This window comes from Mesorhizobium sp. M7A.F.Ca.US.007.01.2.1, from assembly GCF_003998165.1.
GTDB classification, from domain to species: Bacteria; Pseudomonadota; Alphaproteobacteria; order Rhizobiales; family Rhizobiaceae; genus Mesorhizobium; species Mesorhizobium ciceri.
This window is the reverse complement of the sequence record NZ_RZQP01000030.1, coordinates 12512-39133: the sequence shown is the minus strand read 5'-3', so window position 1 is coordinate 39133 and position 26622 is coordinate 12512. Positions and strand designations below refer to the sequence as shown.

25 protein-coding genes are annotated in these 26622 nt (G+C 62.6%); 9 read left to right on the top strand and 16 right to left on the bottom strand.

Going from position 1 to position 26622, the window contains the following annotated elements:
* Positions 1-597 (top strand): Hsp70 family protein (locus EN949_RS08490; RefSeq protein ID WP_164782486.1); only part of this gene is annotated, 597 nt, incomplete at its 5' end.
* Positions 598-785: 188 nt separating this feature from the next.
* On the opposite strand, the gene EN949_RS08485 is transcribed toward EN949_RS08490, so the two are convergent.
* A complete protein-coding gene (locus EN949_RS08485) occupies positions 786-1247 on the bottom strand; it encodes a cupin domain-containing protein (protein ID WP_127366831.1) in 462 nt (153 codons plus the stop codon).
* Positions 1248-1356: 109 nt separating this feature from the next.
* On the opposite strand from EN949_RS08485, the gene EN949_RS08480 reads away from it, so the two are divergent.
* Positions 1357-2919 (top strand): winged helix-turn-helix domain-containing tetratricopeptide repeat protein, encoded by a 1563-nt coding sequence (locus tag EN949_RS08480; RefSeq protein ID WP_127366832.1) that lies wholly within the window; start codon positions 1357-1359, stop codon positions 2917-2919.
* Positions 2920-3053: 134 nt separating this feature from the next.
* Here EN949_RS08480 and EN949_RS08475 read toward each other — a convergent pair whose 3' ends face one another.
* Positions 3054-3956: a LysR family transcriptional regulator gene (locus EN949_RS08475; RefSeq protein WP_013533668.1), complete on the bottom strand. Its 903-nt coding sequence runs from the start codon at positions 3954-3956 to the stop codon at positions 3054-3056.
* Here EN949_RS08475 and EN949_RS35805 point away from each other — a divergent pair.
* The 4 genes from EN949_RS35805 to EN949_RS08460 are packed head-to-tail and all read left to right on the top strand — an operon-like array spanning position 3906 to position 8835.
* Positions 3906-4238 (top strand): hypothetical protein, encoded by a 333-nt coding sequence (locus EN949_RS35805; RefSeq protein ID WP_127366833.1) that lies wholly within the window; start codon positions 3906-3908, stop codon positions 4236-4238. The two genes, EN949_RS08475 and EN949_RS35805, sit on opposite strands and share 51 nt — an antisense overlap.
* On the top strand, positions 4235-7165 hold the full coding sequence (locus EN949_RS08470; protein WP_164754690.1) for a molybdopterin oxidoreductase family protein: 2931 nt from the start codon (positions 4235-4237) through the stop codon (positions 7163-7165). Before EN949_RS35805 ends, EN949_RS08470 begins: the two co-directional genes overlap by 4 nt.
* Entirely contained in the window at positions 7162-7896 is a 735-nt protein-coding gene (locus EN949_RS08465) for a 4Fe-4S dicluster domain-containing protein (RefSeq protein ID WP_127267783.1), read from the top strand. The genes EN949_RS08470 and EN949_RS08465 overlap by 4 nt, the downstream gene beginning before the upstream one ends.
* Positions 7897-7899: 3 nt before the next feature.
* On the top strand, positions 7900-8835 hold the full coding sequence (locus EN949_RS08460; protein ID WP_127366794.1) for a DmsC/YnfH family molybdoenzyme membrane anchor subunit: 936 nt from the start codon (positions 7900-7902) through the stop codon (positions 8833-8835).
* 6 nt (positions 8836-8841) lie between these two features.
* Here the strand turns inward: EN949_RS08460 and pdeM are convergent, their stop codons facing one another.
* The 5 genes from pdeM to EN949_RS08435 all read right to left on the bottom strand — a co-directional run bounded on the left by pdeM (position 8842) and on the right by EN949_RS08435 (position 14984).
* Entirely contained in the window at positions 8842-9558 is a 717-nt protein-coding gene (pdeM, locus tag EN949_RS08455; protein ID WP_063170001.1) for a ligase-associated DNA damage response endonuclease PdeM, read from the bottom strand.
* Positions 9555-12104, bottom strand: a complete 2550-nt coding sequence (locus EN949_RS08450; protein ID WP_063170000.1) for a ligase-associated DNA damage response DEXH box helicase — start codon at positions 12102-12104, stop codon at positions 9555-9557. Before EN949_RS08450 ends, pdeM begins: the two co-directional genes overlap by 4 nt.
* A gap of 200 nt (positions 12105-12304) precedes the next feature.
* Complete coding sequence (locus EN949_RS08445; protein WP_027161742.1) at positions 12305-13165, bottom strand: NlpC/P60 family protein; 861 nt, start codon at positions 13163-13165, stop codon at positions 12305-12307.
* A gap of 31 nt (positions 13166-13196) precedes the next feature.
* Complete coding sequence (locus EN949_RS08440; protein ID WP_013533675.1) at positions 13197-13547, bottom strand: MarR family winged helix-turn-helix transcriptional regulator; 351 nt, start codon at positions 13545-13547, stop codon at positions 13197-13199.
* A 72-nt stretch (positions 13548-13619) separates the two neighbouring features.
* Positions 13620-14984 carry a M17 family metallopeptidase gene (locus EN949_RS08435; protein ID WP_127370730.1) on the bottom strand — a complete coding sequence of 455 codons (1365 nt, stop codon included), beginning with the start codon at positions 14982-14984 and terminating at the stop codon, positions 13620-13622.
* Between the two features lie 116 nt (positions 14985-15100).
* On the opposite strand from EN949_RS08435, the gene EN949_RS08430 reads away from it, so the two are divergent.
* Positions 15101-15922, top strand: a complete 822-nt coding sequence (locus tag EN949_RS08430) for a tetratricopeptide repeat protein (protein ID WP_013533677.1) — start codon at positions 15101-15103, stop codon at positions 15920-15922.
* 90 nt (positions 15923-16012) lie between these two features.
* Here EN949_RS08430 and EN949_RS08425 read toward each other — a convergent pair whose 3' ends face one another.
* From EN949_RS08425 to EN949_RS08385, 9 genes are all read right to left on the bottom strand, one after another.
* Positions 16013-17035, bottom strand: a complete 1023-nt coding sequence (locus tag EN949_RS08425) for a type II secretion system F family protein (protein WP_013533678.1) — start codon at positions 17033-17035, stop codon at positions 16013-16015.
* A gap of 9 nt (positions 17036-17044) precedes the next feature.
* Positions 17045-18058, bottom strand: a complete 1014-nt coding sequence (locus tag EN949_RS08420) for a type II secretion system F family protein (protein WP_013533679.1) — start codon at positions 18056-18058, stop codon at positions 17045-17047.
* Between the two features lie 29 nt (positions 18059-18087).
* Positions 18088-19587: a CpaF family protein gene (locus tag EN949_RS08415; RefSeq protein ID WP_013533680.1), complete on the bottom strand. Its 1500-nt coding sequence runs from the start codon at positions 19585-19587 to the stop codon at positions 18088-18090.
* 29 nt (positions 19588-19616) lie between these two features.
* Positions 19617-20906 carry a CpaE family protein gene (locus EN949_RS08410; protein ID WP_013533681.1) on the bottom strand — a complete coding sequence of 430 codons (1290 nt, stop codon included), beginning with the start codon at positions 20904-20906 and terminating at the stop codon, positions 19617-19619.
* 38 nt (positions 20907-20944) lie between these two features.
* On the bottom strand, positions 20945-21682 hold the full coding sequence (locus EN949_RS08405; protein ID WP_013533682.1) for a pilus assembly protein CpaD: 738 nt from the start codon (positions 21680-21682) through the stop codon (positions 20945-20947).
* A 14-nt stretch (positions 21683-21696) separates the two neighbouring features.
* Positions 21697-23217 (bottom strand): type II and III secretion system protein family protein, encoded by a 1521-nt coding sequence (locus EN949_RS08400; RefSeq protein ID WP_013533683.1) that lies wholly within the window; start codon positions 23215-23217, stop codon positions 21697-21699.
* Positions 23214-24026, bottom strand: a complete 813-nt coding sequence (gene cpaB, locus EN949_RS08395; RefSeq protein ID WP_013533684.1) for a Flp pilus assembly protein CpaB — start codon at positions 24024-24026, stop codon at positions 23214-23216. Before cpaB ends, EN949_RS08400 begins: the two co-directional genes overlap by 4 nt.
* A 214-nt stretch (positions 24027-24240) precedes the next feature.
* Complete coding sequence (locus EN949_RS08390; protein WP_127366954.1) at positions 24241-24759, bottom strand: prepilin peptidase; 519 nt, start codon at positions 24757-24759, stop codon at positions 24241-24243.
* A 172-nt stretch (positions 24760-24931) separates the two neighbouring features.
* The gene (locus EN949_RS08385) at positions 24932-25114 is read right to left on the bottom strand and encodes a Flp family type IVb pilin (RefSeq protein WP_013533686.1); all 183 of its coding nucleotides are present in this window, start codon (positions 25112-25114) and stop codon (positions 24932-24934) included.
* A 334-nt stretch (positions 25115-25448) separates the two neighbouring features.
* On the opposite strand from EN949_RS08385, the gene EN949_RS08380 reads away from it, so the two are divergent.
* Both EN949_RS08380 and EN949_RS08375 read left to right on the top strand, forming a co-directional pair.
* The gene (locus EN949_RS08380; protein ID WP_013533687.1) at positions 25449-25871 is read left to right on the top strand and encodes a pilus assembly protein N-terminal domain-containing protein; all 423 of its coding nucleotides are present in this window, start codon (positions 25449-25451) and stop codon (positions 25869-25871) included.
* 137 nt (positions 25872-26008) lie between these two features.
* Complete coding sequence (locus tag EN949_RS08375) at positions 26009-26590, top strand: TadE/TadG family type IV pilus assembly protein (protein ID WP_063169998.1); 582 nt, start codon at positions 26009-26011, stop codon at positions 26588-26590.
* The last annotated feature ends 32 nt before the right edge of the window (positions 26591-26622 follow it).

Genomic DNA, 26622 nt, shown 5'->3' with positions numbered 1-26622 from the left:
GATTTCGACCGGCTGCTGAGCATCGCCCATGTCATGCCGCAGCTCGGCTATTTGACGCCGACCAAGGACGGCAAGCGCAACCTGCCGGCAAGCTATTTCATCGACCTCGCCACATGGCAGCGCATCAACCTGGTCTACACCGCCAAGGCGATGACGCATCTGCGCCAGATCCGCTACGAGGCCGAGCGCGCCGACCTGGTCGACCGTTTCATCCACGTCGTCGAACACCGCTACGGACACGCGCTGGCCGCACGTGTCGAGAAGGCCAAGATAGAGCTGACCGACAGGTCATCCGCAGAGGTCGCTGTGAAGCTGCCGGGTGCGGAGTTCACCGCCGAAATCACGCGCAGCGGGCTCGACGCGACGATTGCCAGGGACATCGAGCGGGTCACCGCAACGGTCGGGCAGACTATCAGGGACGCTGAGGTGAAGCCGTCCGACATCACCGCGGTGTTCCTGACCGGCGGATCGACCGCGATCCCGCTGGCCAAACGAGAGATCCTGTCGCTGGTGCCGCAGGCATCCGTCATCGAAGGCGACATGTTCGGCTCGGTCGGACTTGGCCTGGCGCTGGATGCGCAACGCAAGTTCGGCTGAGGCTTTCTTCGAGCGGTCCAGCTTTTCAGAGATTACTGATCCGCTTTAGGCCAGGTCGTGTACCCATAACCTTCGGCGTGATGCGATGAAGATCACGTCCGCTTTGCGCCGATAGCGACCAAGCTCGTGCGCCAGCGCGATATGTCGCAATGGGCCAGAAGCTGCCGTGGGGCCGCCGTGACAGATGCCTACCCGCGTGTCGTCAAAGTCGAGAGCTGGTCAGTATCGTAGCGGTTCCTCAGCTCAGCGAGGGCTTTTGGGTCCGGCGCACCCTGCGCCGCGAGTCTGGCAAGTTCTTCGAAGTAGCGTTCGTGGCCAGGCGGAGAGACGGTCATCAGCACGCGGGCGGGTCTCTCACTGACATTCGTGATGTCGTGCGGCACTCCCGGTGGAATGAACAGATAGGTTCCGGGCATTGCGCGAACCGTCTTGTCGCCGACATGCCACGCACACTCGCCTTCGAGCAGATAGAACGTCTCTTCCTGCACACGGTGAACATGCCGTCCGGTGGCGAATCCCGCTGGGATCGTCCAGTCGAACATGCTCGTGTGCTTGGTGTTTTCGCCGGTGACGAGGAAGACCATAGGTTGACCACGCAGCATGATCCCCTTCTTCTCGTCGGGCATGCGAATAATGGCATTGGCGCTCATAGGATCCTCCTTTGACTGGGTGCTTACTTCCGGCAAGCACCTGTGCAACATTGGCCGTCATGCCGGGAAAGTCGTGAATTCGTTCCCAAAAATTTGCTAAAAGCGTTGGATGACAATCGGAGGCGACCTTTATCAGTTTGGCCCGTTCCGTCTCGATCAGGTGGCGGGCATTTTGTATCACGGCGCCGAGCCGACCATGCTTGGGCAACGCGCCGTTTCGCTTCTGCGTTTGCTGCTCCAAAACGCGGGCGTACCGGTATCCAAAGACGCGCTGGTCGAAGCCGGCTGGGGCAAATTGGCGGTTGCCGACAACAACCTGACGGTCCAGATCGCGGCCTTGCGCCGGGTATTGGCCGACGCAGCGGATGCTGAGAGCTGGATCGAAACACTGCCGCGCCGAGGCTATCGCTATGTAGGACCGGCTGTTGCGACGAATGTCCCCGATCGTTTTGCAGCCGCCCGCACCGCGTCGGCGCCGACCTTGCCTGAGAAGCCTTCCGTCGCGGTCCTGCCGTTCTCGAATTTGAGCGGAGATCCGCAACAGGAGTACTTCGCCGATGGAATGGTCGATGACATCATCACCGGCCTGGCACGCATAAAATGGCTTTTCGTTATCGCGCGAAACTCGACCTTCGCTTACAAAGGCCGCGCCGTGGACGTGAAGCAGGTCGGCAGCGAGCTTGGCGTACGATATGTCCTCGAAGGCAGCGTGCGCAAAGCTGGCGGTAGTGTGCGCGTAACCGCTCAGATGATCGATGCATCGACCGGCGCGCACGTGTGGGCCGAGCGCTACGACCGCAGTTCGGAGGACATTTTCGCGCTTCAGGACGAAATCGCGCTATCAGCGGTGGGCGCGATTGCTCCAAGCTTGCGAAAAGCGGAAATTGAACGTGTCAGGCGGAAGCGCCCAGAGAGTCTCGACGCATACGATCTCGTGCTTCAAGCCCAGCCTGATGTCGATACAGGTATGCCGGAACAAGTTACGAGAGCACTGGCGCTTCTTGAGCGTGCCATCGCACTCGAGCCTGCCTATGCCCTTGCGCATGGCAATGCAGCAATGTGTCATCATTGTTTGTTCCTTCGTGCCGGGCTGCAGGAATTCAACCGTGCGGCTTCGATCCGGCACGCCCGATTGGCCATTGTCCATGGACAAGACGATGCACTCGCTCTGACATGGGCAGGGTTTTCGATCGGCATGGACGCGCATGATCGCGCCGCTGCATTCACGGCGTTAGACGCAGCCCTCGCCATTAGCCCGTCATCGGCGCTGACTTACATTCTTGGCAGCGTCGTTCTCGGATGGGACGGCGAAGCAGAACGCGCGATAGAATGGAGCCAGAAGGGTATCCGGCTAAGCCCGTTCGATTCGTGGGCTTGGGCCGCGTTTGACGCCCAAGCTATGAGCCATTTGCTGCGCGGGCGTTACGAAGAAGCTTGTCGCGCAGCCTACAAGTCCGTTCAAGCCAATCCGGCACACAGCATCACCTACGTGCAACTGACCGCTGCGCTCGCCAAACTCGGCCGGCTGGACGAAGCGAGGGCCGCCGCCGCGCGCGTGCGCGAGCTTCAGCCGGGCTTCCGCTACAGCCGCCAATTTGCTGGCGTGCGCTGTGCGCAAGCGCTCGCGGAGACTCTGGGAAGCGCGCTGCGGGACGCCGGATTGCCAGAGTGACGGCTGAGCGTCGAGGCGGACAGCGCTAGCGAGCCCATCTGGGGAGGAAGGTCGTGGTGAGGCGTTTCAATCAGCCACTCGATACAAAGTACCAAGACCTCCGAGCCAACGGCAAACCCGCAAACTCTGATACTCTAGCCCGCCGACGGGGCATCCGCCTTGCCGTCGAGATGCGCCTTGAGCGCCATCTGGGCCAGGCTTGCCTGGCGATCGCGATGGGTGATCATGGCGAAGTCGCGTTTCGGCAGTTCGAGCGGCACCGATCTCAGACTGCCTTCGGCCACGGCGCGAGCCGCGACAAGCTCGGAGATGATGGTGGCGCCGGCCCCCGCCTCGACCGCCTGGCGAATAGCTTCATTGCTCGGCAGCACCAGGAATATCTGGAGGTCGGCGAGCGAAATCCCTTCGTGGCGCGCCAGATCCTCCAGCACCTCGCGCGTACCCGAACCACCCTCGCGGATGATCCAGCGCAGGCCCTTGATGTCAGGGCGGCCGGGCGCGACTTCGGGGATCTCCGGATGCGCGCTGGCAACCACCAGCATCAGCCTGTCGACGTCGACCTTGGTGCGGCGCAGGATATCGGACTCGGTGCGGCCTTCGACCAGGCCCAGATCCGCCGCGCCATCGAGGACATTGGCCTCGACCTGCCTGGTGTTGCCGATGGAGACGCTCAGCCTGACGGCCGGATAGGCTTCGTGGAAGGAAGCCAGCCGGCGCGGCAGCCAGTAGCTGGCGATGGTCTGGCTGGCGGCGATCGAGAGGCTGCCGGTGACGGTCTGCGAGACATGCTCCAGCACATTGCGGGCAGCGGCGGCCCGTTCGAGCACGGCCTTGGCCTCGGGCAGGAACCGATGGCCGGTCTGGGCAAGCTCGATGTTGCGGCCGACGCGGTTGAACAGGTGGACGCCGTGCTGTTCTTCAAGCGCCCGGATGGCCGCCGATGCCGCCGACTGCGAAATGCCCAGCAGTTCCGCCGCCTTGGTCATATGGCCGCGCTCGGCGACGGCGACGAAAATCCGCAACTGATCCAGGGTCATGTCCGTATTAAGAACCAATATCGATCGAATTTACAAGAACAACTGATTAGACAGATCGATAGCTTTATTCTAAGTTTTCCAGCGAAGTTAGAAAAAATTCGCCGAAAGATCGCAGAGAGCAGAATGATCGGGCGTTTCAGATCCCTGCTTGCGCATTGGATCCGCGGCATAAGGCGGCGGCTTGCCGGTGATCGTTACCACCCGGAAGAGCATTACGTGCGCGGCCCCGGACCGAAGACGCGGGCCAAATCCATGCGCCGTACAGGCGCCACCGGATCATGATGCAGGGACCGCCGCGCGGCGCGAATTCGGCACCATCGCAACGCCCGCTTGCCGACACGCGAGCGCCCGATGAAGGCGACGGCGTCGACACCTCGCCTGCCGTTTCCGACAGCATCGCCAAGACGACCTGCTACATGTGCGCCTGCCGCTGCGGAATCGATGTACACATCAAGGATGGCAAGGTCCGCTACATCAACGGCAACAAGGACCACCCGGTCAATCGCGGCGTGATCTGCGGCAAGGGCAGCTCCGGCATCATGCAGCATTACAGCCCGGCAAGGCTGAAGAAGCCATTGCTGCGCGCCGGCCCGCGCGGCTCCGGCGAGTTCCGCGAGATCGAGTGGGAAGAGGCGCTCTCGATCGCTACGGAACGGCTGTCGAACATCCGCCGGACCGACCCCAGGAAACTCGCCTTCTTCACCGGCCGCGACCAGTCGCAGTCGCTGACCGGCTGGTGGGCGAGCCAGTTCGGTACGCCGAACTTCGCCGCCCATGGCGGCTTCTGTTCGGTCAACATGGCGGCCGGCGGCCTCTATACGGTCGGCGGTTCGTTCTGGGAGTTCGGCGAGCCCGACTGGGACAACACCCGGTATTTCATGCTGTTCGGTGTCGCCGAGGATCACGATTCCAACCCGATCAAGATCGGTCTCGGCAAGCTCAAGGCGCGCGGCGCCAAGGTCGTCTCGATCAATCCGTGCCGCACCGGCTACAATGCCATTGCCGATGACTGGATCGGCATCCGGCCCGGAACAGACGGCCTGTTCGTGTTCGCCCTAATCCACGAATTGCTCAAGGCGGGCCGCGTCGATCTCGAGTATCTGCTGCGCTACACCAATGCCCATTCGCTCCTCATCCAGGAGCCGGGTGCTGCCGATGACGGGCTGTTCGTGCGCGATGCCGACGGCAATCCGCTGGCTTGGGACAGGATGGCGAAGACACCGGTCAGCGCCGCCGATGCCGGTGCGAAACCGGCGCTGACCGGCAGCTTCACGATCGGCGGGCGCCGCTGCGTCCCGGTGTTCCAGCTGATCGCCGACCGCTACCTCGATGAGAGTTACGCACCGGACTCGGTCGCCGAGCGCTGCGGCATTGCCGCCGACACGATCCGCAGGATCGCCGCCGAACTCGCCCATGTCGCCTTCGAACAGACGATCGAATTGCCGATCGCCTGGACCGACTGGGCCGGGCGCCGCCACGAGACGATCAAGGGGCGGCCTGTCTCGATGCACGCCATGCGCGGCATCTCGGCCCATTCGAACGGTTTTCACACCTGCCGCGCCATCCATCTCCTTCAGGTGCTGTTGGGCACGGTGGATGTCCCCGGCGGCTTCCGCTTCAAGCCGCCCTACCCTCGATCCGCGCCGCCCGGACCGAAGCCGGCGGGCAAGACCGTCAAGCCGATGACGCCGCTCGACGGCATGCCGCTCGGCTTCGTCTGCGGGCCGGACGATTTGCTGGTCGACGAGGCCGGCACGCCGCTTCGCATCGACAAGGCCTATTCGTGGGACGCGCCGCTGGCCGCGCACGGCCTGATGCACACCGTCATCCGCAACGCCTGGGCAGGCGATCCCTACAAGATCGACACGCTGATGATGTACATGTCGAACATGGCGTGGAATTCCTCGATGAACACCGTCGAGACCATGGCGATGCTGACCGACAGCGACGAAGCGGGCAACTACAAGATCCCTTTCATCATCTATTCCGACGCCTATTATTCCGAGACCGTGCCGTTCGCCGATCTGGTGCTGCCGGACACGACCTATCTCGAGCGCCACGACTGCATCAGCCTGCTCGACCGGCCGATCAGTCATGCCGACGGACCGGGCGACGCCATCCGCCATCCCGTCATCGAGCCCGACCGCGACGTCCGGCCGTTCCAGTCGGTGCTGATCGAACTCGGCGCCCGGCTCGGCCTGCCTGGTTTCGTCGATGAGGACGGCTCGGCCAGATACCGCGACTATGCCGACTACATCGTCAACCATGAGCGCACGCCCGGCATCGGCCCGCTCGCCGGCTGGCGCGGCAAGGATGGGACCTCGACCGGCAGGGGTGAGGCCAACCCGGACCAGTTGCAGCGCTACATCGACAATGGCGGCTTCTGGCATCATGATTTCGCGGACGACCAGCGCTATTACAAGATGGCCAACCGCTCCTATCTCGACTTCGCAGTGCAGATGGGTTTTATCCCGAAAGCCGAACCGATCGTTTTCCAGCTCTACTCGGAGCCGATGCAGCGCTTCAGGCTCGCCGCGCGTGGCCATGGCCGTGTGGTGCCGCCGAAAGGCGATCGCCAGCGCATCGAGACCTACATGGACCCGCTGCCGTTCTGGCACATGCCCTTCGAGGAAGCGGTCGTCGACCTCGAAAAATATCCGCTGCATGCGCTGACGCAGCGGCCGATGCACATGTACCATTCCTGGGGTTCGCAGAATGCGTGGCTGCGGCAGATCACCAGCCAGAACCGGCTGTTCGTGCATCACCGGACGGCAGCCGGTCTCGGCCTTGTCGATGACGACTGGGTGTGGATCGAAAGCATCAACGGCAGAGTGAAGGGGCAGATCAAGCTGATCGACGGGGTGAACGAAAGCACGGTCTGGACCTGGAACGCCATCGGCAAAAGGCGCGGCAGTTGGGGGCTGAAGGACGACGCGGCCGAGAGCAACCGCGGCTTCCTGCTCAACCATATCATCGGCGACCAGACCTCGGCCGACGCTCAGGGCAAACGCTATTCGAATTCCGATCCGGTGACGGGCCAGGCTGCGTGGTTCGACCTGCGCGTGCGCATCGTCAAATGCGCAGCCGAAGAAGCCGGGTTCACCGAGCCGCAGTTCCAGCGTTTCCTGCAGCCGCCGCATTTCGAACCCTCGCCCGACAGACTGATTTTCGGCGCCGAATTCCGCAGGGCGAGAGAGGCGACCAAATGACCTGTCTGCCAAGTCAAAGCGACAAGAAACTCGGCCTCGTGATCGACCTCGATACCTGCGTCGGCTGCCAGGCCTGTGTCACCGCCTGCAAGGAATGGAACACCGGCGGCCACATGGCGCCGCTGACCGACATCGATCCCTATGGCGGCCATGTCGACGGCGTCTGGTTCAACCGCGTGCACGCTTATGAGCACACCACCGAGATGGGCGGACGGACGGTGAACTTCCCGCGCTCCTGCCTGCATTGCGAGACGCCGGCCTGCGTCACCGTCTGCCCGACCGGCGCCTCCTACAAGCGGGCTTCGGACGGCATCGTGCTGATCGACGAGGACAAGTGCATCGGCTGCAAATTGTGCAGTTGGGCCTGTCCTTATGGAGCACGCGAATTCGACACCGATGTCGGGGTGATGAAGAAATGCACACTGTGTGTCGACCGCATCTACAATGACAATCTGGCCGAAGAAGACCGCGTGCCGGCCTGCGTCGCCGCCTGCCCGACCAGCGCCCGGCATTTCGGCGATCTCGGCGATCCCCTGTCGGCTGTCTCGCAACTGGTGGCGGAGCGCGGTGGTGTCGACCTGATGCCTGAGCTCGGCTATCGCCCGACCAACAAATATTTGCCGCCACGCGCCCACACCGCGCGCGCCGCATCGGTGGCCGCGCCGGCATTGGAACCGGTGCGGGCCGAAGGCGGTTTCCTCGGCTGGGTCGACCGCATGCTTTCGAACTGACCCATGCATCCAGCCTTCTCCGTCGTCTTCTTCACCACTGCCACCGGCGCGGGCTACGGCCTGCTCGCGCTGCTGGGCACGCTCGGAGGCTTCCAGATCATCCCACCCGATTTCTGGCTGGGCTTTATCGGCATGGGGCTGGCGCTCGGCCTGATCGTGGCCGGCCTGTTGTCCTCGACGGGTCATCTCGGCCGCCCCGAACGCGCCTGGCGGGCGTTCTCACAATGGCGCAGTTCATGGCTGTCGCGCGAAGGTGTTGCCTCGGTCATCACCTTCATTCCGGCGGGACTGTTCGGCATCGGTTGGATATTCTTCGGCAAGACCGATGGCTGGGTCGGCATCGCCGGATCTCTGGCCGCCATCGGCGCAATCATCACCATCTGCACCACCGGCATGATCTATGCGTCGCTGAAACCGATCGCCCAGTGGCACAGCCGCTTCACCCTGCCCGGCTATCTCATCTTTTCGGCGATGACCGGCAGCGTGCTGTTGAACGCACTGCTGCAGGGCTTTGCGCTTGGTTCGAAGGTGCAGCTGGCGGCTTGCCTGCTGCTGACCTTGACCGGCTGGGGCTGGAAGCTCGCGACCTGGCGCTACAATGACCGGCTGGAGATTCCGACCACCGCCAACACCGCGACCGGGCTGGCGGGAGGTACGGTGCGGTCGCTGGAATGGCCGCATACCGAAGAGAATTACCTGCTCAAGGAAATGGGTTTCCGCATCGCGCGCAAGCATGGCGCGCGGCTGCGCCAGATCACGCAGCTTCTGGCCTTCGCGTTGCCCTTGGGGCTGCTCGCCATTGTGTTCGCCCTGCCCTGGCCGCCGGCAGCGTTGCTGTCGGTACTCGCTGCTGCAATCCAGTTCGCCGGCATGCTGGTCGAGCGCTGGCTGTTTTTTGCAGAGGCGAAGCACACGGTTACGCTTTATTACGGCAGGTAGGGCTGTTTAGCCCGGCCGCAGCATCGAGCCGGAAATGGCAAAGATGCGTTGGGCGCCCAGCATATAGGCCATCAGCGTGTCCAGCCGGAACAGCCCGGCATAGGCGCGGTCGAGAACGTTGAGCGAACCGGTATAGGCGCCGAAGGCCGGCATGATCATGCGGCCTCCGTCGCCGGCAAAGCAGCGCCGCCGCACCGAGCGGCCCTGCTGGACGATGCGGGCGCAGGGATGCAGATGGCCCGCTATTTCGCCTTCGACACGCTGCTTCGACGGCTCATGCCGGAACAGCAGCGAGCCGATGGCAAGTTCACGCACCGTCTCGCCAGGCAGGTCGGCTGGCGCTTCCGGGTCATGATTGCCGGCGACCCAGAACCATTGCCGGCCTGATATCAACGCCTCCAGCCGCTCGCGGAAGCTTGCATGCATGCGCTGGGCGCCACCGCCATCGTGAAAGCTGTCGCCCAGGCTGATGACGATAGACGGCTGGTAGTCAGCGATGACGGCCTGCAATCGCAGCAAGGTCGCGCCGGTGTCGTAGGGCGGGATCAGCGTGCCGCGGCGTGCCAGCGACGAACCCTTTTCCAGATGCAGATCGGACACGGCCAGAAGCCGCAGATCCGGAAAATAGAGCACGCCGCGCGGGTCGCAGACGGCGCGCTTGCCGGCGATGCCGACAAGATCGGCCTCGGCGATCAGCGATGTGCGCGCCAGCGAAAAATTCATTCCTCGACCATCTCCGGCCCCATGGCCTCTGCGACCAGCGTCGCCGCATCCATCAGCAATGTCTCATCGGCTTCGCCGTTCACCGGCATCTTGCCGATCTCGAGCATGATCGGCACGGCGAGCGGCGATATCTGTTCGAGTGCCTTATGCACGATTCGACCCTGGATGCGCGAGAGCATGTCGGCAAGTCTGCTGACATCGAGCAGGCCGGCCGCCGCATCGGCACGCGTCGCCTGCAGCAGGATGTGGTCCGGTTCATGGCTGCGCAGCACATCATAGATCAGGTCGGTCGAGACGGTGACCTGGCGGCCGCTCTTCTCCTGGCCAGGGTGGCGTTTCTCGATCAATCCGGAAATCAGCGCGCAGTTACGGAAGGTGCGCTTGAGAAGCCAGCTGTCGGCCAGCCAGGCTTCGAGGTCGTCGCCCAGCATGTCCTGGTCGAAAAGTGCGCTCAGCGAAGGCTTCCTGGCTTTGAACATCGCGCCCATGTCGCCCAGTGACCATATAGCCAGCGCATAATCGGTGGCGACGAAGCCGAGCGGCCTGGCTCCTGCCCTGTCGAGGCGGCGGGTGAGCAGCATGCCGAGCGTCTGGTGCGCCAGCCTGCCCTCGAACGGGTAAGCCACCAGATAGTGGCGATTGCCGCGTGGAAAGGTCTCGATCAGCAGGTCGTCGCGCTTGGGCAGCACCGATTTGTCGGCCTGGAAGCGCAGCCAGTCGGCGACCTGCTCGGGCAGCTTTTTCCATCGCTGCGGGTCATCGAGCATGATGCGGACCTGTTCGGCGAGATAGGTCGAAAGCGGAAACTTGCCGCCTCCATAATAGGGCACCTTGGCATCGCTGCCCGGCGCGTTCGACACGAAGCATTCATTCTCGCGGATGCCCTCGAAGCGCAGCACCTTGCCGGCGAACATGAACGTGTCGCCATGCGTCAACGTTTCGAGGAAGGCCTCCTCGATCTTGCCGAGGACCCGGCCGCCACGCGAAGCCGCGCCTTTGCTGCCGGCCTGCACATATCGAACATTCAGCGCCGGCACCTCGATGATGGTGCCGACATTCAGCCTGTATTGCTGGGCGACGCGCGGATTGGACACCCGCCACAACCCGTCCTTGTTCAAACGGATGCGGGCATAGCGCTCGTAGTTCTTGAGCGCATAGCCGCCGGTGGCAACGAAGTCGATGACGCGGTCGAATGTCGGCCGGTCGAGGCTGACATAGGGTGCTGCCGTTCGCACCTCCTCGTACAGGTCATCGGCACGGAACGGCGCGCCGCAGGCGCAGCCGAGCACATGCTGGGCCAGCACATCGAGCCCGCCATTGATCAACGGAGGCGTGTCCTGCGCGCCTAGATAGTTCGCGTCGAGGGCGGCCCGGCATTCCAGCACCTCAAAGCGGTTGGCGGGGATGAGGATCGCCTTGGACGGCTCGTCCATGCGGTGGTTGGCACGGCCGATGCGCTGTGCCAGTCGGCTCGCCCCCTTTGGCGCGCCGACATGCACCACCAGATCGACATCGCCCCAGTCGATGCCGAGATCGAGAGTCGAGGTGGCGACGATGGCGCGCAGCGCGTTTTCGCCCATCGCCTTCTCGACCCGCCGGCGCTGGGCGACGTCGAGCGAACCGTGATGCAGCGCGATCGGCAACGTGTCCTCGTTGACCCGCCACAATTCCTGGAACAGCAGCTCCGCCTGGCTGCGCGTGTTGACGAACAGCAGGGTCGTCTTGTGGCGCTTGATTTCGCGATAGATTTCCGGCGTGGCGTAGCGCGCAGAATGTCCCGCCCATGGCACGCGCTCTTCGGAGTCGAGGATGGAAATCTCCGGTTTCGCACCCCCGGTGACGACGATCAGTTCGGCCATGTCATGGCCTGTCGAACCCTTGGGTGGATTCTGGCTGACCAGCCAGCGCCGCAACTCGTCAGGTTCGGCCACCGTCGCCGATAGCCCGATGGTTTGCAGACCAGGGACAAAGCTGCGCAACCGTGCCAGGCCGAGCGCGAGCAGATGCCCGCGTTTCGATGTCACCAGCGAATGCAGTTCGTCGAGCACGACGTAGCGCAGATCTTCGAAGAAGCGTCTGGCATCGCCGGCCGCAATCAGCAGCGCCAGTTGTTCGGGCGTGGTCAGCAGGATATCGGGCGGCACCAGTTTCTGGCGCTGGCGCTTGTGCGCCGGCGTGTCGCCGGTGCGCGTCTCGATGGTGACGGGCAGCCCGATCTCTTCCACCGGTTTGCCGAGATTACGCTCGATATCGACGGCAAGCGCCTTCAGCGGCGAGATGTAGAGCGTGTGGATACCGCGCTGCGCCTGGCCCGGCTTTCTCTTTGGCCGATTGGCCAGTTCGGTCAGCGAAGGCAGGAAGCCGGCCAGCGTCTTGCCGGCACCGGTCGGCGCGATCAGCAGTACCGACTGACCGGCCTGGGCCTTCGCCAGAAGTTCGATCTGATGGGCGCGCGGCGACCAGCCTTTCTCGCCAAACCATCTGAGGAATGGTTCGGGCAGGGCCACGGCGGCATTCTGTTCGGCAAGGCGCGGCTCAACTGTCACCCGCCAGAGGTAGCGCGACGGCGCGCGAACGCCAAGGAAAATCGGAACAAAAGGTGATCGAGGTGAGCTTTCCTCGCCCCGGTACGGGGAGAGGATGCCGGCAGGCAGGTGGGGGGCGGCGCGAACCTCTCAATGCTGGCGCTGTCCCTCATCCGCCCTTCGGGCACCTTCTCCCCGTGAACGGGGCGAAGGAAGAAAGGCTACGGCCTCCTGAACCCTGTCGGGCCACCATAGAGATAACCGATGCGATCAACCGCATCCTTCAGGCCTTCGCGCGACACCAGCATGGTGTGGCCGTTGGCGTGGATCATCGTGTCGGCATCGGTCATCACGGCGACATGGCCCTTCCAGAACACCAGATCGCCGCGTCGCAAGCCGGAGAAATCAGGTCCCGGTTCCAGCGGCTCGCCAAGGGCCGCAGCCTGCATGTCGGAATCGCGCAGCACGTCTCTGCCGGCCATGCGCATCGCCAGTTGCACCAGCCCCGAACAGTCGATGCCGAAACCGGAAGTGCCGCCCCAGAGATAGGGTGTTCCTAGAAACGCCTCGGCAACCGCGACATAGTCGGAGGCAGCTTCACTGAGCGGCCGCAGGTGACCTGCGATCAGCGCCTCGCCGGACGGCAGGACCGCATAGTGCGTACCGCGCGTCTCGGCCGCCTCCGTCACTGTCACCGTCGATCCCATCGACAATTGTCCGGCGATCGGAAAGCGCAGATCCGGCCCGGGGTAGAGGAAGGTGCGCGGCACGCAGACGATGTGCGTCGGCGTATGGTCCCGTTTGCCCAGCATCGTGTCAGCGACGTAGCCGACATAGCCGTCGCGTTCGGCCTGGACCCAGGCCCAGCCTTCAGCGACATCGAAGACCAGGACATCGTCGCCGAACAGGGCTTGCGTGTTGACGCCGGCATCCGGCCGCGGCGCCTTGCGCATATCGGCCACTGACGCGATGACCCGCGCCGGCCGGCCGGCGACGAAGCGGTCAGCGGCGACCTCGCCCTTCAGCCGTGCATCGGCAAGGTCGGAGCGAAAAGCGTGAAGGCGGGCATCCCTGGCAGTCAAATCGAGCACTCTGTTGAAAAGGTAAATTCGCTCACATAGGCAGTTCGAGCGCCTTGGCGATGATACCATCGCCGAAGCGCTCGACAAAGAGCGCGCCCTCGACCGTGCGCCTGATCAGAACATTGCGCTTGTCGAGCTCGTCGCGATGGCGCGAGACGAGTTTCAAAGCGCCCATCGTGTCAAGGGCGCGGGTGATCACCGGCTTGGTGACATTGAGCCGGGCGGCGAGCCCGCGCACGGTGTGCGGCGGCGGATCGAGATAGATGGTGAACAGGATCGCCGTCTGGCGCATGGTCAGATCGGGCGCGTCGTCGCGCACCTGCGACAGCATCACCTGCTGCCACAGTCGCAAGGCCTGGCTCGGGCGCATCGCAATCGACATCGCGCCAGCATGACGGCAAATTGTTTCGGTTCCGTTTCAGTCAAAGCGATTGCCGTCTTTCGCCTGCGACTGTCAGCCATAGCGTTTCGCGATGATCCGCTCCAGCGCGCGGATGCCCTGTGCCTCGCCGCCGGCGGGGCCATGCGGACGGTCAGCCGGGTTCCAGGCGAAGATGTCGAAATGCGCCCAGCCCGCGGTTTTTTCGACGAAGCGCTTGAGGAACAGCGCCGCTGTGATCGAGCCGGCGAAACCGTCCGTGGTGACATTGTTGATGTCGGCGATCTTCGACGACAGTTTTGCATCGTAGGGCCGCCACAGCGGCATGCGCCACAGCGGATCCTCCGTCGCGACGGAAGCCTCCGCCAGATCGGATGCCAGCGTTTCGTCGCCGGTGTAGAACGGTGGCAGATCGGGGCCGAGCGCCACACGGGCAGCCCCGGTCAGCGTCGCCATGTCAACCAGAAGCTGCGGCTCCTCCTCGTCGGCCAGCGCCAGCGCGTCGGCCAGCACCAGCCGTCCCTCGGCATCCGTGTTGCCGATCTCGACAGTGATGCCCTTGCGGCTCATCAGCACGTCGCCAGGCCGGAAGGCGTTGCCGGCAATCGAATTTTCCACCGCGGGAATGAGCACGCGCAGCCGCACATTCAGCCCGGCAGCCATCATCATCGAGGCGAGGCCAAGGACATTGGCGGCACCGCCCATGTCCTTCTTCATCAGCAGCATGCCGGACGATGGCTTGATGTCGAGGCCGCCCGTGTCGAAGCAGACGCCCTTGCCGACCAGCGTCACCTTCGGTGCGTCTTGCTGCCCCCATCGCATGTCGATCAAGCGCGGTGCGCTGGTCGACGCACGGCCGACCGCATGGATCATCGGGAAGTTCCGGTCGAGGAGATCGTCACCCTTGATCACCGAGACTTCGGCCTTGTGCCTGGCGGCCAGGGTCCGCACCGCCTGCTCCAAATCTTCCGGACCCATATCGCTGGTCGGCGTGTTGACCAGATCGCGTGTCAGGAAGACGCCATCGACAATGCGGCGAACGCGCCCGGCATCGACGTCGGCCGGCAGGCCGAAGCGCAGCGCCCTGCCTGGCTTCTTGCCGTAGCGGGTGAAGACATAACCGCCGAGCAGCAGCGCGATCGCCGCGAGTTCGGCCTCGGCCGGCGCCAAGGCGAAATGCCAGTCGCCTTCCGGCAAGGCTTTCGACAATGCGCCGAGGGCAAGCGCGCCTTCGCCATCGCCGATACCGAACAAGGCGCCGCCGAGCGCCCCGTTTTCGCCGGGCACGACCAGTGTCCTGCCTGCCTCGCCGGAAAAGCCGTTGGCCCTGGCCCAGGCGATGGCGGCCGGCGCAAGACCGGCCGCGTCCAGACCGTCCCTGGCGACCAGATGGACCGGCAACGCGCCCGGCAATGTCTTCCCGACGAGTTCGACAGGCATGCGATGTTCTCCGTGTGAGTCGCCGTTCTTAACCGTCCGTTAGGGTTAACAGAATATTTCTGCGAGAGGGAAGACGGCCACGCAATGGCCGCGCATGAATGGAGGCTTAGGGTGCCATGCCGACCAACCGCAGGATCAATATCAGGGGAAAACGGCTCATCACCATGGCTCTTGTGCTGGCGCTGACGGCGGGCGTCGCCGGTTGCGGAACCGACAAGCTCTCCACCGGCTCTATCGCACGCACCAGCGGCAAACCGCTTGAAAGCATGTCGGCCGGCGAACTGCACAATGCCACCGGCGCACTTGGCCAATCCTACGCGAAGAACCCCAACGACAAGCGGATAGCGACGAACTATGCGGCGGCGTTGCAGATGGATGGCGACGCCGACCAGTCGCTGGCCGTGATGCGCAAACTCGCCATCGCTTTGCCCAAGGATCGTGACGTGCTTGCCTCCTATGGCAAGGCGCTGGCCGCCAATGGCCAGTTCGAGGCGGCGCTCGACGCCGTGCGCCGCGCTCAGACACCGGAATATCCCGACTGGAGGCTGGTGTCGGCGGAAGCGGCCATTCTCGACCAGACCGGCCAGAAGGACGATGCGCGCCAGCTTTACCGCAAGGCGCTCGACCTCAAGCCGAACGAGCCTTCCGTGCTCTCCAATCTTGGCATGTCGTATGTGCTGGAAGGTGATCTGCGCACCGCCGAAACCTATATGCGCTCGGCCGCGCAACAGCCGAATGCGGACAGCCGGGTCCGCCAGAACCTGGCGCTGGTCGTCGGCCTGCAAGGCCGGTTCGACGAGGCCGAGAAGATCGCCTCGCAGGAACTGTCGCCCGAACAGGCGCAGGCAAATGTCGCCTATCTCAGGCAGATGCTGGCCCAACAGAACGCCTGGAGCCAGCTCAAGGACCAGGATAAGCCGAAATCCGCAACCAACTGAGACCACAATTCCGATGCCCCAACGAAGAGGCCGCGCTGCATGCAGCGCGGCCTCTTCGTTTGAAGTGTACTGCAGGAATTTGCCTTGCCGCTACTGGGCGTTTGTTGCCGGCGCCGCATGATCGCCGAAGATACCGCGTTGGCTGACCTGAATGCCGGCGGGACCCAGGATGATGGCGAAAAGCACCGGCAGGAAAAACAGGATCATCGGCACGGTGAGTTTTGGCGGCAGGGCGGCCGCCTTCTTCTCGGCCGCATTCATGCGCATGTCGCGGCTTTCGGCGGCAAGCACGCGCAGTGCATGCGCCACCGGCGTGCCGTAACGCTCGGCCTGGACGAGCGCCTGCGACACCGACTTGACCGAATCCAGGCCGGTGCGGCTTGCCAGGTTCTCGTAGGCCTGCTTGCGCTCCGGCAGATAGGAAAGCTCGGCATTGGTGAGGATGAACTCTTCCGCCAGCGCCACCGATTGCGCGCCGATCTCGTCGGCGACCTTGCGCAATGCTGCTTCCACCGACATGCCCGATTCGACGCAGATCAGCATCAGATCGAGCCCATCCGGCCATGCCATCTGGATCGACTGCTTGCGCTTGGTGGCGCGGTTGTTGACGTAGATGACCGGCGCGTAGAAGCCGCCGTAAGCAACGAGGATGCAGACGAACAGCCTGATGACCAATGGCTTGTCGGGCAGTCCTCCGAGCACGAAGATGTAGATTGCGGCCAGCGCGAAACCGACAAAAGGAAGCACGAGACGAAAGAAAAGAAACCGCGTCAGCGGATTCTGTCCACGAAAACCGGCCACCTTGAGTTTCTGCAAGGTGCCTTCATCGGCGAGCGCGCGTCTCAGATCCAGCCGGTCGACGATGTTGCGCATGCCGATCGACTGTTCCTCACGCAAGCCCTTGCGACGGCGATCGGCCTCGACCGCAAGCCGGGCGCGCTGTTGCGCACGCAGTTCGTCGCGCTCCAGCGCAACGGATTTCATGCGTGACTTGAGCTGGTTTCCGCCAAACGCCGGCAGCAAGGTGAAGACGGTCGCAAACACCGCTATCGCGACCAGCATCGCGATCAGGAAGCTCGGATCCGTCAGGGTCTTGATGACTTGCTCGGTCATGCCAGCATCCTAGACTTCGAAGTTCATCATCTTGCGCATCACCAGGATGCCGATCGACATCCAGACCGCAGAGCAACCAAGGATCAGGTTTCCGACGCTGGTGTTGAAGAGCGGCATCAGGTAGGCCGGGCTCGACAGGTAGACGAGAAAGGCGACGATGAAGGGCAGCGCACCGATGATCGCGGCGGATGCCTTCGCTTCCATCGACAGCGCCGCGACCTTGGCTTTCATCTTCTTGCGATCGCGAAGCACGCGCGAAAGATTGCCCAGCGCCTCGGAGAGATTGCCGCCGGCTTGCGATTGAATCTGGATAACAATGCCGAAGAAGCTTGCCTCGGTGCAAGGCATGGTTTCGGGCATGCGCAAGGTCGCGTCGGGGATAGAGAGGCCCATCTGCTGTGAATCGACGATGCGGCGAAACTCGGTCTTCACGGGTTCGGGCGATTCGTTGGCGATCAGGCGCACGGCATCGTTCAGCGGCAGGCCGGATTTGACCGCGCGCACGATGATGTCGAGCGCGTTTGGAAATTCGTTGAGGAATGCCTTGACCCGGCGGGCGCGGCGAAACGTGACGAACCAGCGCGGCAGGCCCAGCCCCCCGGCCAGCAGCACGCCCGGCAAGGCGATCAGCGGGGCTCCGGCCACGAAAGCGGCCATTGTCAAAACGATGCCGCATATTGCGGAATATATATAGAAACGCTCGATGGTGGTCTTGAGGCCGGCCTGACGAAGCTGGGCTTTCAGCGGCGGCTTCTTGACGCGGCTGTCCTTGGTTTTCTGCTTGGCGTCGAGTTCGTTGAGAGAATCCTGAACCGATTTGCGCCGCTTGGCGGCTTCCGCCACGCGGTCGCGCGAGGCCTTGACGACGGAGCGATCCGTCTCGGCGGTCCTGATTGTTTCGAGCCGCTTGCCGACCTGTTTCTCGTTGCTGATCCGGGTGAACAGAAATGCATAAGCGACGGCGCCGGCGCTGAAGCCGGCGAGCACGACAAACGCCAGTACTGTGCCGTCAATTCCAAACATTGGCCCGAACCCTTACACCCCAGCAGACGTCAGTCAGCGCGTTTCTCCATCGCCTCGAGCGCAATGGCGAGACGCTGCTCCTCGCCGTAATAGCGTGCACGCTCCCAGAAATGCGGACGGCCGATGCCGGTCGATACGTGCTCACCCAACAGCCGGCCGTTGGCGTCCTCACCCTTGATGTTGTAGAGGACGATATCCTGCGTGATGATAACGTCGCCTTCCATCCCGATCACCTCGGTGATGTGGGTGATGCGGCGCGATCCGTCGCGCAGGCGCGCTGCCTGGATGATCACGTCGATGGAGCCGACGACGATTTCGCGCACTGTCTTCTGCGGCAGCGAATAACCGCCCATGGCAATCATGGATTCTATGCGGTTCAGGCATTCGCGCGGGCTGTTCGAGTGGATCGTGCCCATCGAGCCGTCATGGCCGGTGTTCATCGCCTGCAGAAGATCGAACACTTCGGGTCCGCGCACTTCGCCGACGATGATGCGCTCGGGCCGCATGCGCAGGCAGTTCTTGACCAGGTCGCGCATCGTCACCTCACCCTCGCCCTCCAGATTGGGCGGGCGGGTTTCGAGGCGCACCACATGCGGCTGTTGCAATTGCAGCTCGGCCGAGTCTTCGCAGGTGATGACGCGCTCCTCGCGGTCGATATAGTTGGTCAGGCAATTGAGCAGCGTGGTCTTGCCCGAACCGGTACCGCCCGAGATCACGATGTTGCAGCGAACACGGCTGATGATCTTGAGAACTTCGGCGCCCTGCGGCGAGATGGCGCCGAACTTGACCAGTTGGTCGAGCGTCAGCTTGTCCTTCTTGAATTTGCGGATGGTGAGCGTGGCGCCGTCGATGGAGAGCGGCGGCGCGATGACGTTGACGCGGGAGCCATCGGGGAGGCGCGCGTCGCAGATCGGGCTGGATTCGTCGACGCGGCGGCCAACCTGGCTGACGATGCGCTGGCAGATGTTGAGGAGCTGCTGGTTGTCACGAAAGCGGATGCCGGTCTGTTCGACCTTGCCGTTAACCTCGATGTAGACGTTCCTGGAGCCGTTGACCATGATGTCGGCGATGTCGTCGCGGGCGAGCAGCGGCTCGAGCGGCCCATAGCCGAGCACGTCGTTGCAGATGTCCTCGAGCAGCTCTTCCTGCTCGGCGATCGTCATTGCGAAGTTCTTGATCGCGATGATGTCGTTGACGATGTCGCGGATTTCCTCGCGCGCACTTTCAGGATCAAGCTTGGAAAGCTGCGACAGATCTATGGTGTCGATGAGCGCGGAGAAGACCTGGCTCTTGGTATCGTAATAGGTTTCGCTCTTTTCGCGCTGTGCCCGCTTCGGCTCAGGCGCCAATGGCGGTGCCTCGACCGCACGGCGCGCCGGCGGCGCGACAGGCGCGCTTGGCGCCGCGGGCCGTGTCAGAACCGCCGTGTCCACGGAACCTGCAGCCGGCGGCGCAACAGGCGCCGGTGCTGGCTGGCGAAATTCCGGCGTGAACCGGTTGCCGTCGTCGCTGCCTCTTTTACCAAACATGATCGACTACCGATTCCACTGCTGAAGCGTCACTTCTTGTTGCGCGAGAGCTTGCCGAGCAGGCTGCCGAGCCCGGCCTTCTTCCTGATCTTGATTTCGCTGCGCCCGGTCAGCACATGCGCCATTTCGTTGATCATTGCGACGATCGGGTTCTTGGCATCCATTTCGCCAAGCATGCGTCCGTTGTTGGCGGCATTGCCGAACAGCAAGGGATCAAAAGCAATGACCGACATTGGCGACAGACCGAGCGGCTCGGCGAAATCGGCCGGCGAAATCTCCGGGCGTTTCGGGACGCCGGCCTGGTTGATGATCAGCTTGGGCGGCGGATCATTGGGACGAAGCCGCTTGAGCATATCGATGAGGTTCTTGGTGTTGCGCAGATTGGCAAGTTCCGGTGTCGCGGTGATGACGATCTCGTCGGCCTTGACCAAGGTGTTCTTGGTCCAGCCCGTCCAGGCATGGGGGACGTCGAGCACCAGAAGCGGCACGCTGCGCTGGGCGGTGTCGATGAGCTGAACGAAGGCCTCTGGATCGAAATCATAGACCCGTTCGAGCGTCGAAGGCGCCGCCAGCAGCGACAGATGCTCGGCGCACTGGGTCAGCAGCCGGTCGAGATAGACTTCATCGATGCGTTCCGGTGAAAACACCGCCTCGGCGATGCCTTGCGCCGGATCCTGGTCGAAATTGATGTTGGCGGTGCCGAAAGCCAGATCGAGATCGGCGACGACCACTTCGGATTTGAACAGGGAGGACATCGCCCAAGCCACATTGTGGGCGATCGTCGAGGAGCCGACACCGCCCTTGGCGCCGACGAAGGCGATCGAGCGGCCGAGCGGCTCGGCTTCCGGATCGATGAAAATCGACGACACCACGCTGACGATGTCGGCCATCGAGACCGGAGCGATCACATATTCGGAAATGCCGTTGCGGATGAGTTCCCGGTAGAGGCCGACATCATTGTAGTGGCCGATCACCACCACCTTCGACGTCGGATCGCAATATTCCGAAAGCTGGGCGAGTTGTTCCAGCAATTGCTTGGGCTCGCTGCGCGATTCCAGCAGGATCAGATTGGGCGTCGGCGCCGATTGGTAGAATTCGATGGCAGTGGGAACACCGCCCATGTGGACCTTGAGATGCGCCTTCGTCATGCGACGGTCCTCGCCGGCGCGCTCGACCGGGTTGGCAACACCCTCGGTCTCGCAGAATGCCTGGATCGAGATGCGCGGGATCGGCCGCAACGCCTGCATCGCGGCGATGTCCTGCTGCGAGGTATCGCTGCCGTCCACCGGGGCGTCGTAGGCAAGGTTGCTCATCGTCATGCTCTCTCCCGTGGCCTGTTCTATCCGAGATTTGCGGCTCAGTACGTCACTTCCGAATTGCCGAGGAACTCTTCCGAAATGCCTCTCTTTTGGTAAACATCGATTGCTTGGCTACGATTTGCCGGATCAATATTGGCAGATTTACGCGGGCCGAGCAGGTCGGCGGGATTGGCCATCTGGGCGGCAAGATTGTTCTGATAGGAGCAGCCGAAGTCGGCATAGTGCTTGTTCTCCGATGTCTCCATAAGATCTTCGGGCCAGCGGCCGCACTTATCGGTCTGGGCTTTCACCGAGATATAAGCAACGCGAATCGGGGCAGAGGCTTCGGCGGAGGCGGACTGATAGGAGGTCACGACAATCCGATTGCGCTTGATGCCGCTGGCAACCGCCAGCCGGGCGAAATCGCGGGCCGCCGTGGTCGCGGCGACCTCGTTGGCCGATCCGCTCGGGACCTGGATCGTCAGCGTCGGGGCGGCACTTCTGTCATAGCCATCCAGGAAGCCAAGAAGCGTATCGCGCTGGGAGCCGGTCATGCCGCGGTCACCGGCGCCGACAGGCAGGTCGATCTTCTGATTCTTCTCGGCGATGACGATCGGATGGTTGGTGCGGTAATCGTCCGGAATGGCGCCGACCGTGATGCTGTCGCGCTGGGCGCAGCCGGCGAGCAGCGCCGCCACCGCAACCGCCAGGACAGGAACGGCTCGCCGGCAGACCCGTGAACGGCCGAGACGGGTCGTTGCGGCGATGGTGCTTGCCTTCAATGCTGACTGAGACATGTCCGCTTCCCCGCTTACTTGTAGATGAAGCCGACAACGCCGTGGTAGCGGCCATTGGGCTTGTCGGTCTGCATGGTGCCGTAGACGCGATTGACGCGGCCAAGGAACATGCCGGCGCCATCGCTGGCGGCGTTGAAATTGTCGTCCGGCTTGGCAAGGTCGTTGCGCGCCACCGGCTTAACCAGATAGGGCGTGATGATGATGACGAGCTCGGTCTCGTTTCGCACGAAATCCCTGCTGCGGAAGAGCGCGCCAAGCACCGGGATCTTTGTCAATCCAGGCAATCCGTTGACGGCTTGCCTGACATCGTCGCGAACCAGGCCGGCGATCATCATGGAGCCACCGGATGGCAATTCCACCGTTGTGTCGGCAAGGCGCTTGCGCAGCGACAGGGCATTCATGCCGGGACTCGTCACGCCTGAGGAGAACGATACGGATCCCTCGGTTGTCGGCTCGGAAACCGACGTCCTGACTTTCAAACTTATGCGGCCGGGAGACAACACAACCGGCTGGAATTCCAGGCCGATGCCGTACTCGATCTTTTCGACGCTGTAGGTCTTCAGGCCGGTCTGGTTGTCTTGCGATACATTTGCCGAGACACCCGTGACCATATTGTATTCACCGCCGACCTTGAAGGTTGCCTTCTCGCCCGACACAGCCGTCAAGGTCGGCTCGGCCAAGGTCTTCATCACCCCGGACTGCTCCATAGCGTTCACATAAGCCTGCAGTCCTGAAGCGCCGATTTGAAAGCCGGAATTCGACAGCTGTTTGCCGAGACCCGTGAAGTTGTCGCTGATTGCGCCGTAACTAATGCCGTTGCTGCCGCCGCTGCCAACCATGTTGACGCCGAGCTGCTTCATCACCGAGCGGCTGACTTCGGCGACCGTGACCTTCAGCGTGACCTGGTCGTCGCCAATGATCTGGATCAGGTTGACGATCTGGCTGGTGCGGCGCTCCTGGTCCGGATTGTTGATGTCGACACCGCTCTGGGCCGAGCCGCCAGCCGCGGTCTGCGAATATTGTCCCGTCGTCGCTTCACCACCCGACACGAACATGTTCGCCAACTGTTCGGCGCGCTTGGCATCCAGGGGGGTATCCACGGTTCCTGTGAGAACGACGTTGTCGTTCAGCAGTTCCACCTTGACAGCCGACGTCGGCAGGAAGCGCCTGATATAATCCTCAAGGCCGGCAACGTCGCGCTCGACGGCCAGGTCCAGACTGACGATCTGCTCGCCATTGGGGCCGAAGACAAAGATGTTCGTCTCGCCGACCGCCTTGCCGAACAGATAGATGCGCCTTGCGGTGCGGGTCACCGCATCGGCAACCGCCGGGTTGGCGACGAGAATGTCATAGGCATCGCTCGGCAGGTCGATGACCACCGACTTGTTGAGGCCGAGCTTGACGCGCTGGGTGGCCGTCGATGCCGTGACCTGCGCGTTCTTTGCCTCGACGACGCTGCCTTGCACATTCGTTCCGACGAGCAGCAGGCCGAATGCCGCGGCTACGATTGCCGGCAGTTTGCCACCTAGCTTCATTTCCTTGCTCCCACTTCGGAAACTTCGCCCGACTTGATCAGCCTCACCGTTCCCCTGCGGCCATTGCCGGAAACGAGATAGTCGGCCTCACCCACATTCTTTTCCTGCGTGTCCGCGACCGCCCGCAGCGCCAGGGTCAGGCGATCCGCCATCTGCTGGGCGACGGTGATAATCTCCGCCTGCTTGGGCGTCAGTTCCAGCGTGGCGGTCTGGCCCACCCTGGTCTTCTTGCCTTCCTCGTCCTCCTGAATGGTCTGGTCGATGGCCAGGACGCGGATGTTCTTGAGGATGGTCTCGGTGTTGAAGCCGGCGGCACCGCTGGCGGCATCGGCCCTGCGGGTCATGATGACGTCGACGAAATCGTTGGGAAGAATGAAGCCGCCGGCCGACGTGTCGGCCGAGATGGCCGTGGCGACCGCCCGCATGCCGGAAGGCAGGATCGACGACATGAAGCTCTGCCCCTCGCCGATCAGCTTGGAGCGCCGCAGCGGCTCTCCGGCATACATCGCCACACGGGCAATGGAACCCTTCAGCTTGTCCAGCGCCTCGGGCTCGGCGGTGCGGGTGATGAAATTAGCGTTGACGCCATCGGCGGGCCAGGATTGCCAAGCGATGTTGTTTTGGATCGGGCTGCCCATCGGAACGTCGCCTGAAAGCACAAGCACATCCTGGAGTGCCACTGCCGGGGCCTGGGGAGCGGAATCGACGACGACCTGGGGTGGCGGTGCCACCATGTTCTTCGCAACATAGCCAGCGCCACCCGCCGCGGCCACCGCCACGCTCAGAATTATCAATCGCGATGCTGGCATCTGTCCGAACCCTTGCCCTGGCAAACCACGTAGCCAAGCCGGACTTTGCAGCGGCAATCGTCAAAACAAGGTTAATGTAATGCTTACGATCGTGATTAATTTAAGGTTTACATAAATTAGCCGAACTATAGCCGGACCGGCCAAAACAGCCGGGCCGACCCTGTTGAGAACGGAGGGTTCTGCAATGCCGACAGACAATAAAATAAGGTCGTACTCAAGCCGCCAGCCTGGCAAGCGCCCATAGCATCAAAGGCGAATCCGGATAGGTCAGCAACCCGCCAAGGCCGAGCGCGACGCCATAGGGAACACCTTTGGCCTCGTCGGCGAAATGGCGCAGAAACGGATTTTGGCCGGTAACGGCCGCAAGCAGCGACTTCCGATAGAGGAGGATCGCGAGCGTCAGCAGGCCGCCGATGATTGTCGACGCGACAAGATATTCGACGAGATTGATATTGAGGCCCATCCACATCGCGGTGGTGGCCAGAAGCTTGGCGTCGCCGCCGCCCATGCCGCCCATTGCAAACAGGCCGAACGTCACGGCCAAGACCAGGGCGCCGGCGGCGAAATGTCCGCCGTAGGCTGCCCAGTCCATGCCTGTCAGGGGCGCGACCAGCGCGAAAACGACGACGAGCAGCACCGGCACGCGGTTGGCGATCGTCATCGACAGCATGTCGGAGATCGCGGCAAACAGCATGCAGAAGGGAAAGACGACGAAGATCAAGGCTTCAAGCATCGGCGCCATGCCTATTGTCCGATTTTATTGGGCTCAATCTAAGATATGTTCGATTAACGATTGATGAGGCCAGGAACGAAAAGACGACCTATATTGGCAGCGGCATAAAAAGGGCCGCCACGCGGCGGCCCTTTTCCAGAAAATGCGATGCAAGTGCTCGGCGATAAGCCGATCAGCTGCCGGTCGGCGCGTTGTTCAGGGTGCTGCCAATGTTGGTGAACTTGGCATTCAGCGCATTGCCGAGCGTGCCGGCGCCAGTGATGATGGCGAGCGCGATGAGAGCGGCGATCAGACCATATTCGATAGCGGTCGCGCCGGATTCGTCCTTCACAAAACGTGCGATGAGATTAGACATTCGAGAGCTCCTACTCCACGTGTTACAGCACTTCCGTCAACTTCTGTGATGGTTGATCGGATGCTGCCAATCTAGGGAGAAGCTCTTTCGATCGGCTTAAGAAACAGCCTTACCGATTCCTTTCCCGGTTCGAACATATTGCGTGGTTAACTTCGGGCTAAAGTACCGCCGCGCCTTCCAGTCCCGGGTTTGGCAGGCTTGCGCCCCGACTGGACCGCGCCTCGCGGGGCGCCCTTGTCGGCCATTGCAGGATTGGCAACATCGCAGGCTTAACCGTTGGTTCACCAATCTCGTTCATGTTCCGTTGATCAGTCCGCCTGCGTGGAGCGCCTCAATGGCCCAGCCGAGATCGTCAATCCTGATTGCCGCGCTTCTTGCCGTCTCGAGCTTCGTCGCGCCCGCCATGGCCGGCGCCGGCATCGAGGTCACGATGAACCAGGCCAAGATCGTCAAACTGTCGCGTCCCGCAGACACCATCGTGGTCGGCAACCCGGCAATCGCCGACGCTTCCGTGCAGGACGCTTCGACGATCGTGCTCACCGGCAAAGGTTTCGGCGTCACCAATCTGGTCGTGCTCGATACCGACGGCAGTCCCATCGTCGATGAGCAGGTAACCGTCGTGCGGCAGGCCGCTTCGTCGGTGCGCATCTATCGGCGTGCCGAAATCCAGACGATGTCCTGCACGCCGTATTGCGAAAGCTCCTACAAGAGCGAAGCGGAGAAGTCTTCCGAGGCGGAGATGAGCGTCAGCCGATAGGTGGCGTGACCGGCTGCCGGTGCGGTTATTGGCCGGTTAAGAGGCCTGCGCCGACTTTAACGATCATCCAAACCGGACCTCAATCGGTTTGCGTTAATGGTCCTTCCGAGACCGCATAGAGATCGGCAGGATCGGACATGAGCAAGGGATACGGCCGCGCAGGCGACCACAAAGTGAGATGCCCAAGGTTTTTCGCCCGTTTTCTTCGTGACCGGCGCGGCGCCACGGCAATCGAATTCGCGATCCTTTCAGTCCCCTTCGCGCTGCTTGTCTTCGCCATTCTGGAAAGCTGCATCTCGTTTGCCGCGCAGGAAGTGATGGCCAACATCACCGACGATGTCGCGCGCAAGCTTCGCACCGGCCAGTTGAGGGCGGTTGACGTCGCCGGAACCAACTTGCGGGACATGATCTGCACAAAACTGCAGATCATCGTTTCCCAGGATTGTCCCAATCAACTGCTGGTGGATCTTCGCCAATATACATCGTTCGCCGATGCGGCCACGGCCGGCTTCAAGATCCAGAACGGCGATGTCGTATTGACGAAAGGCACCGCCACCCAGTCGTTTTCAGTGACAGCGGGTGCGGCGGAGTCGAGGAACATGCTGCGGGTCTTTTACAAATGGCCGATCATGACCGACCTGCTGGCCAAATCGATGGGCGGCAACAAGACGCTGCACTTCGCATCGGTGACCTGGCAGAACGAACCGTTCGACAACTGAGCGGAATGCACGAGCAGTATAAGAAAAGGGCA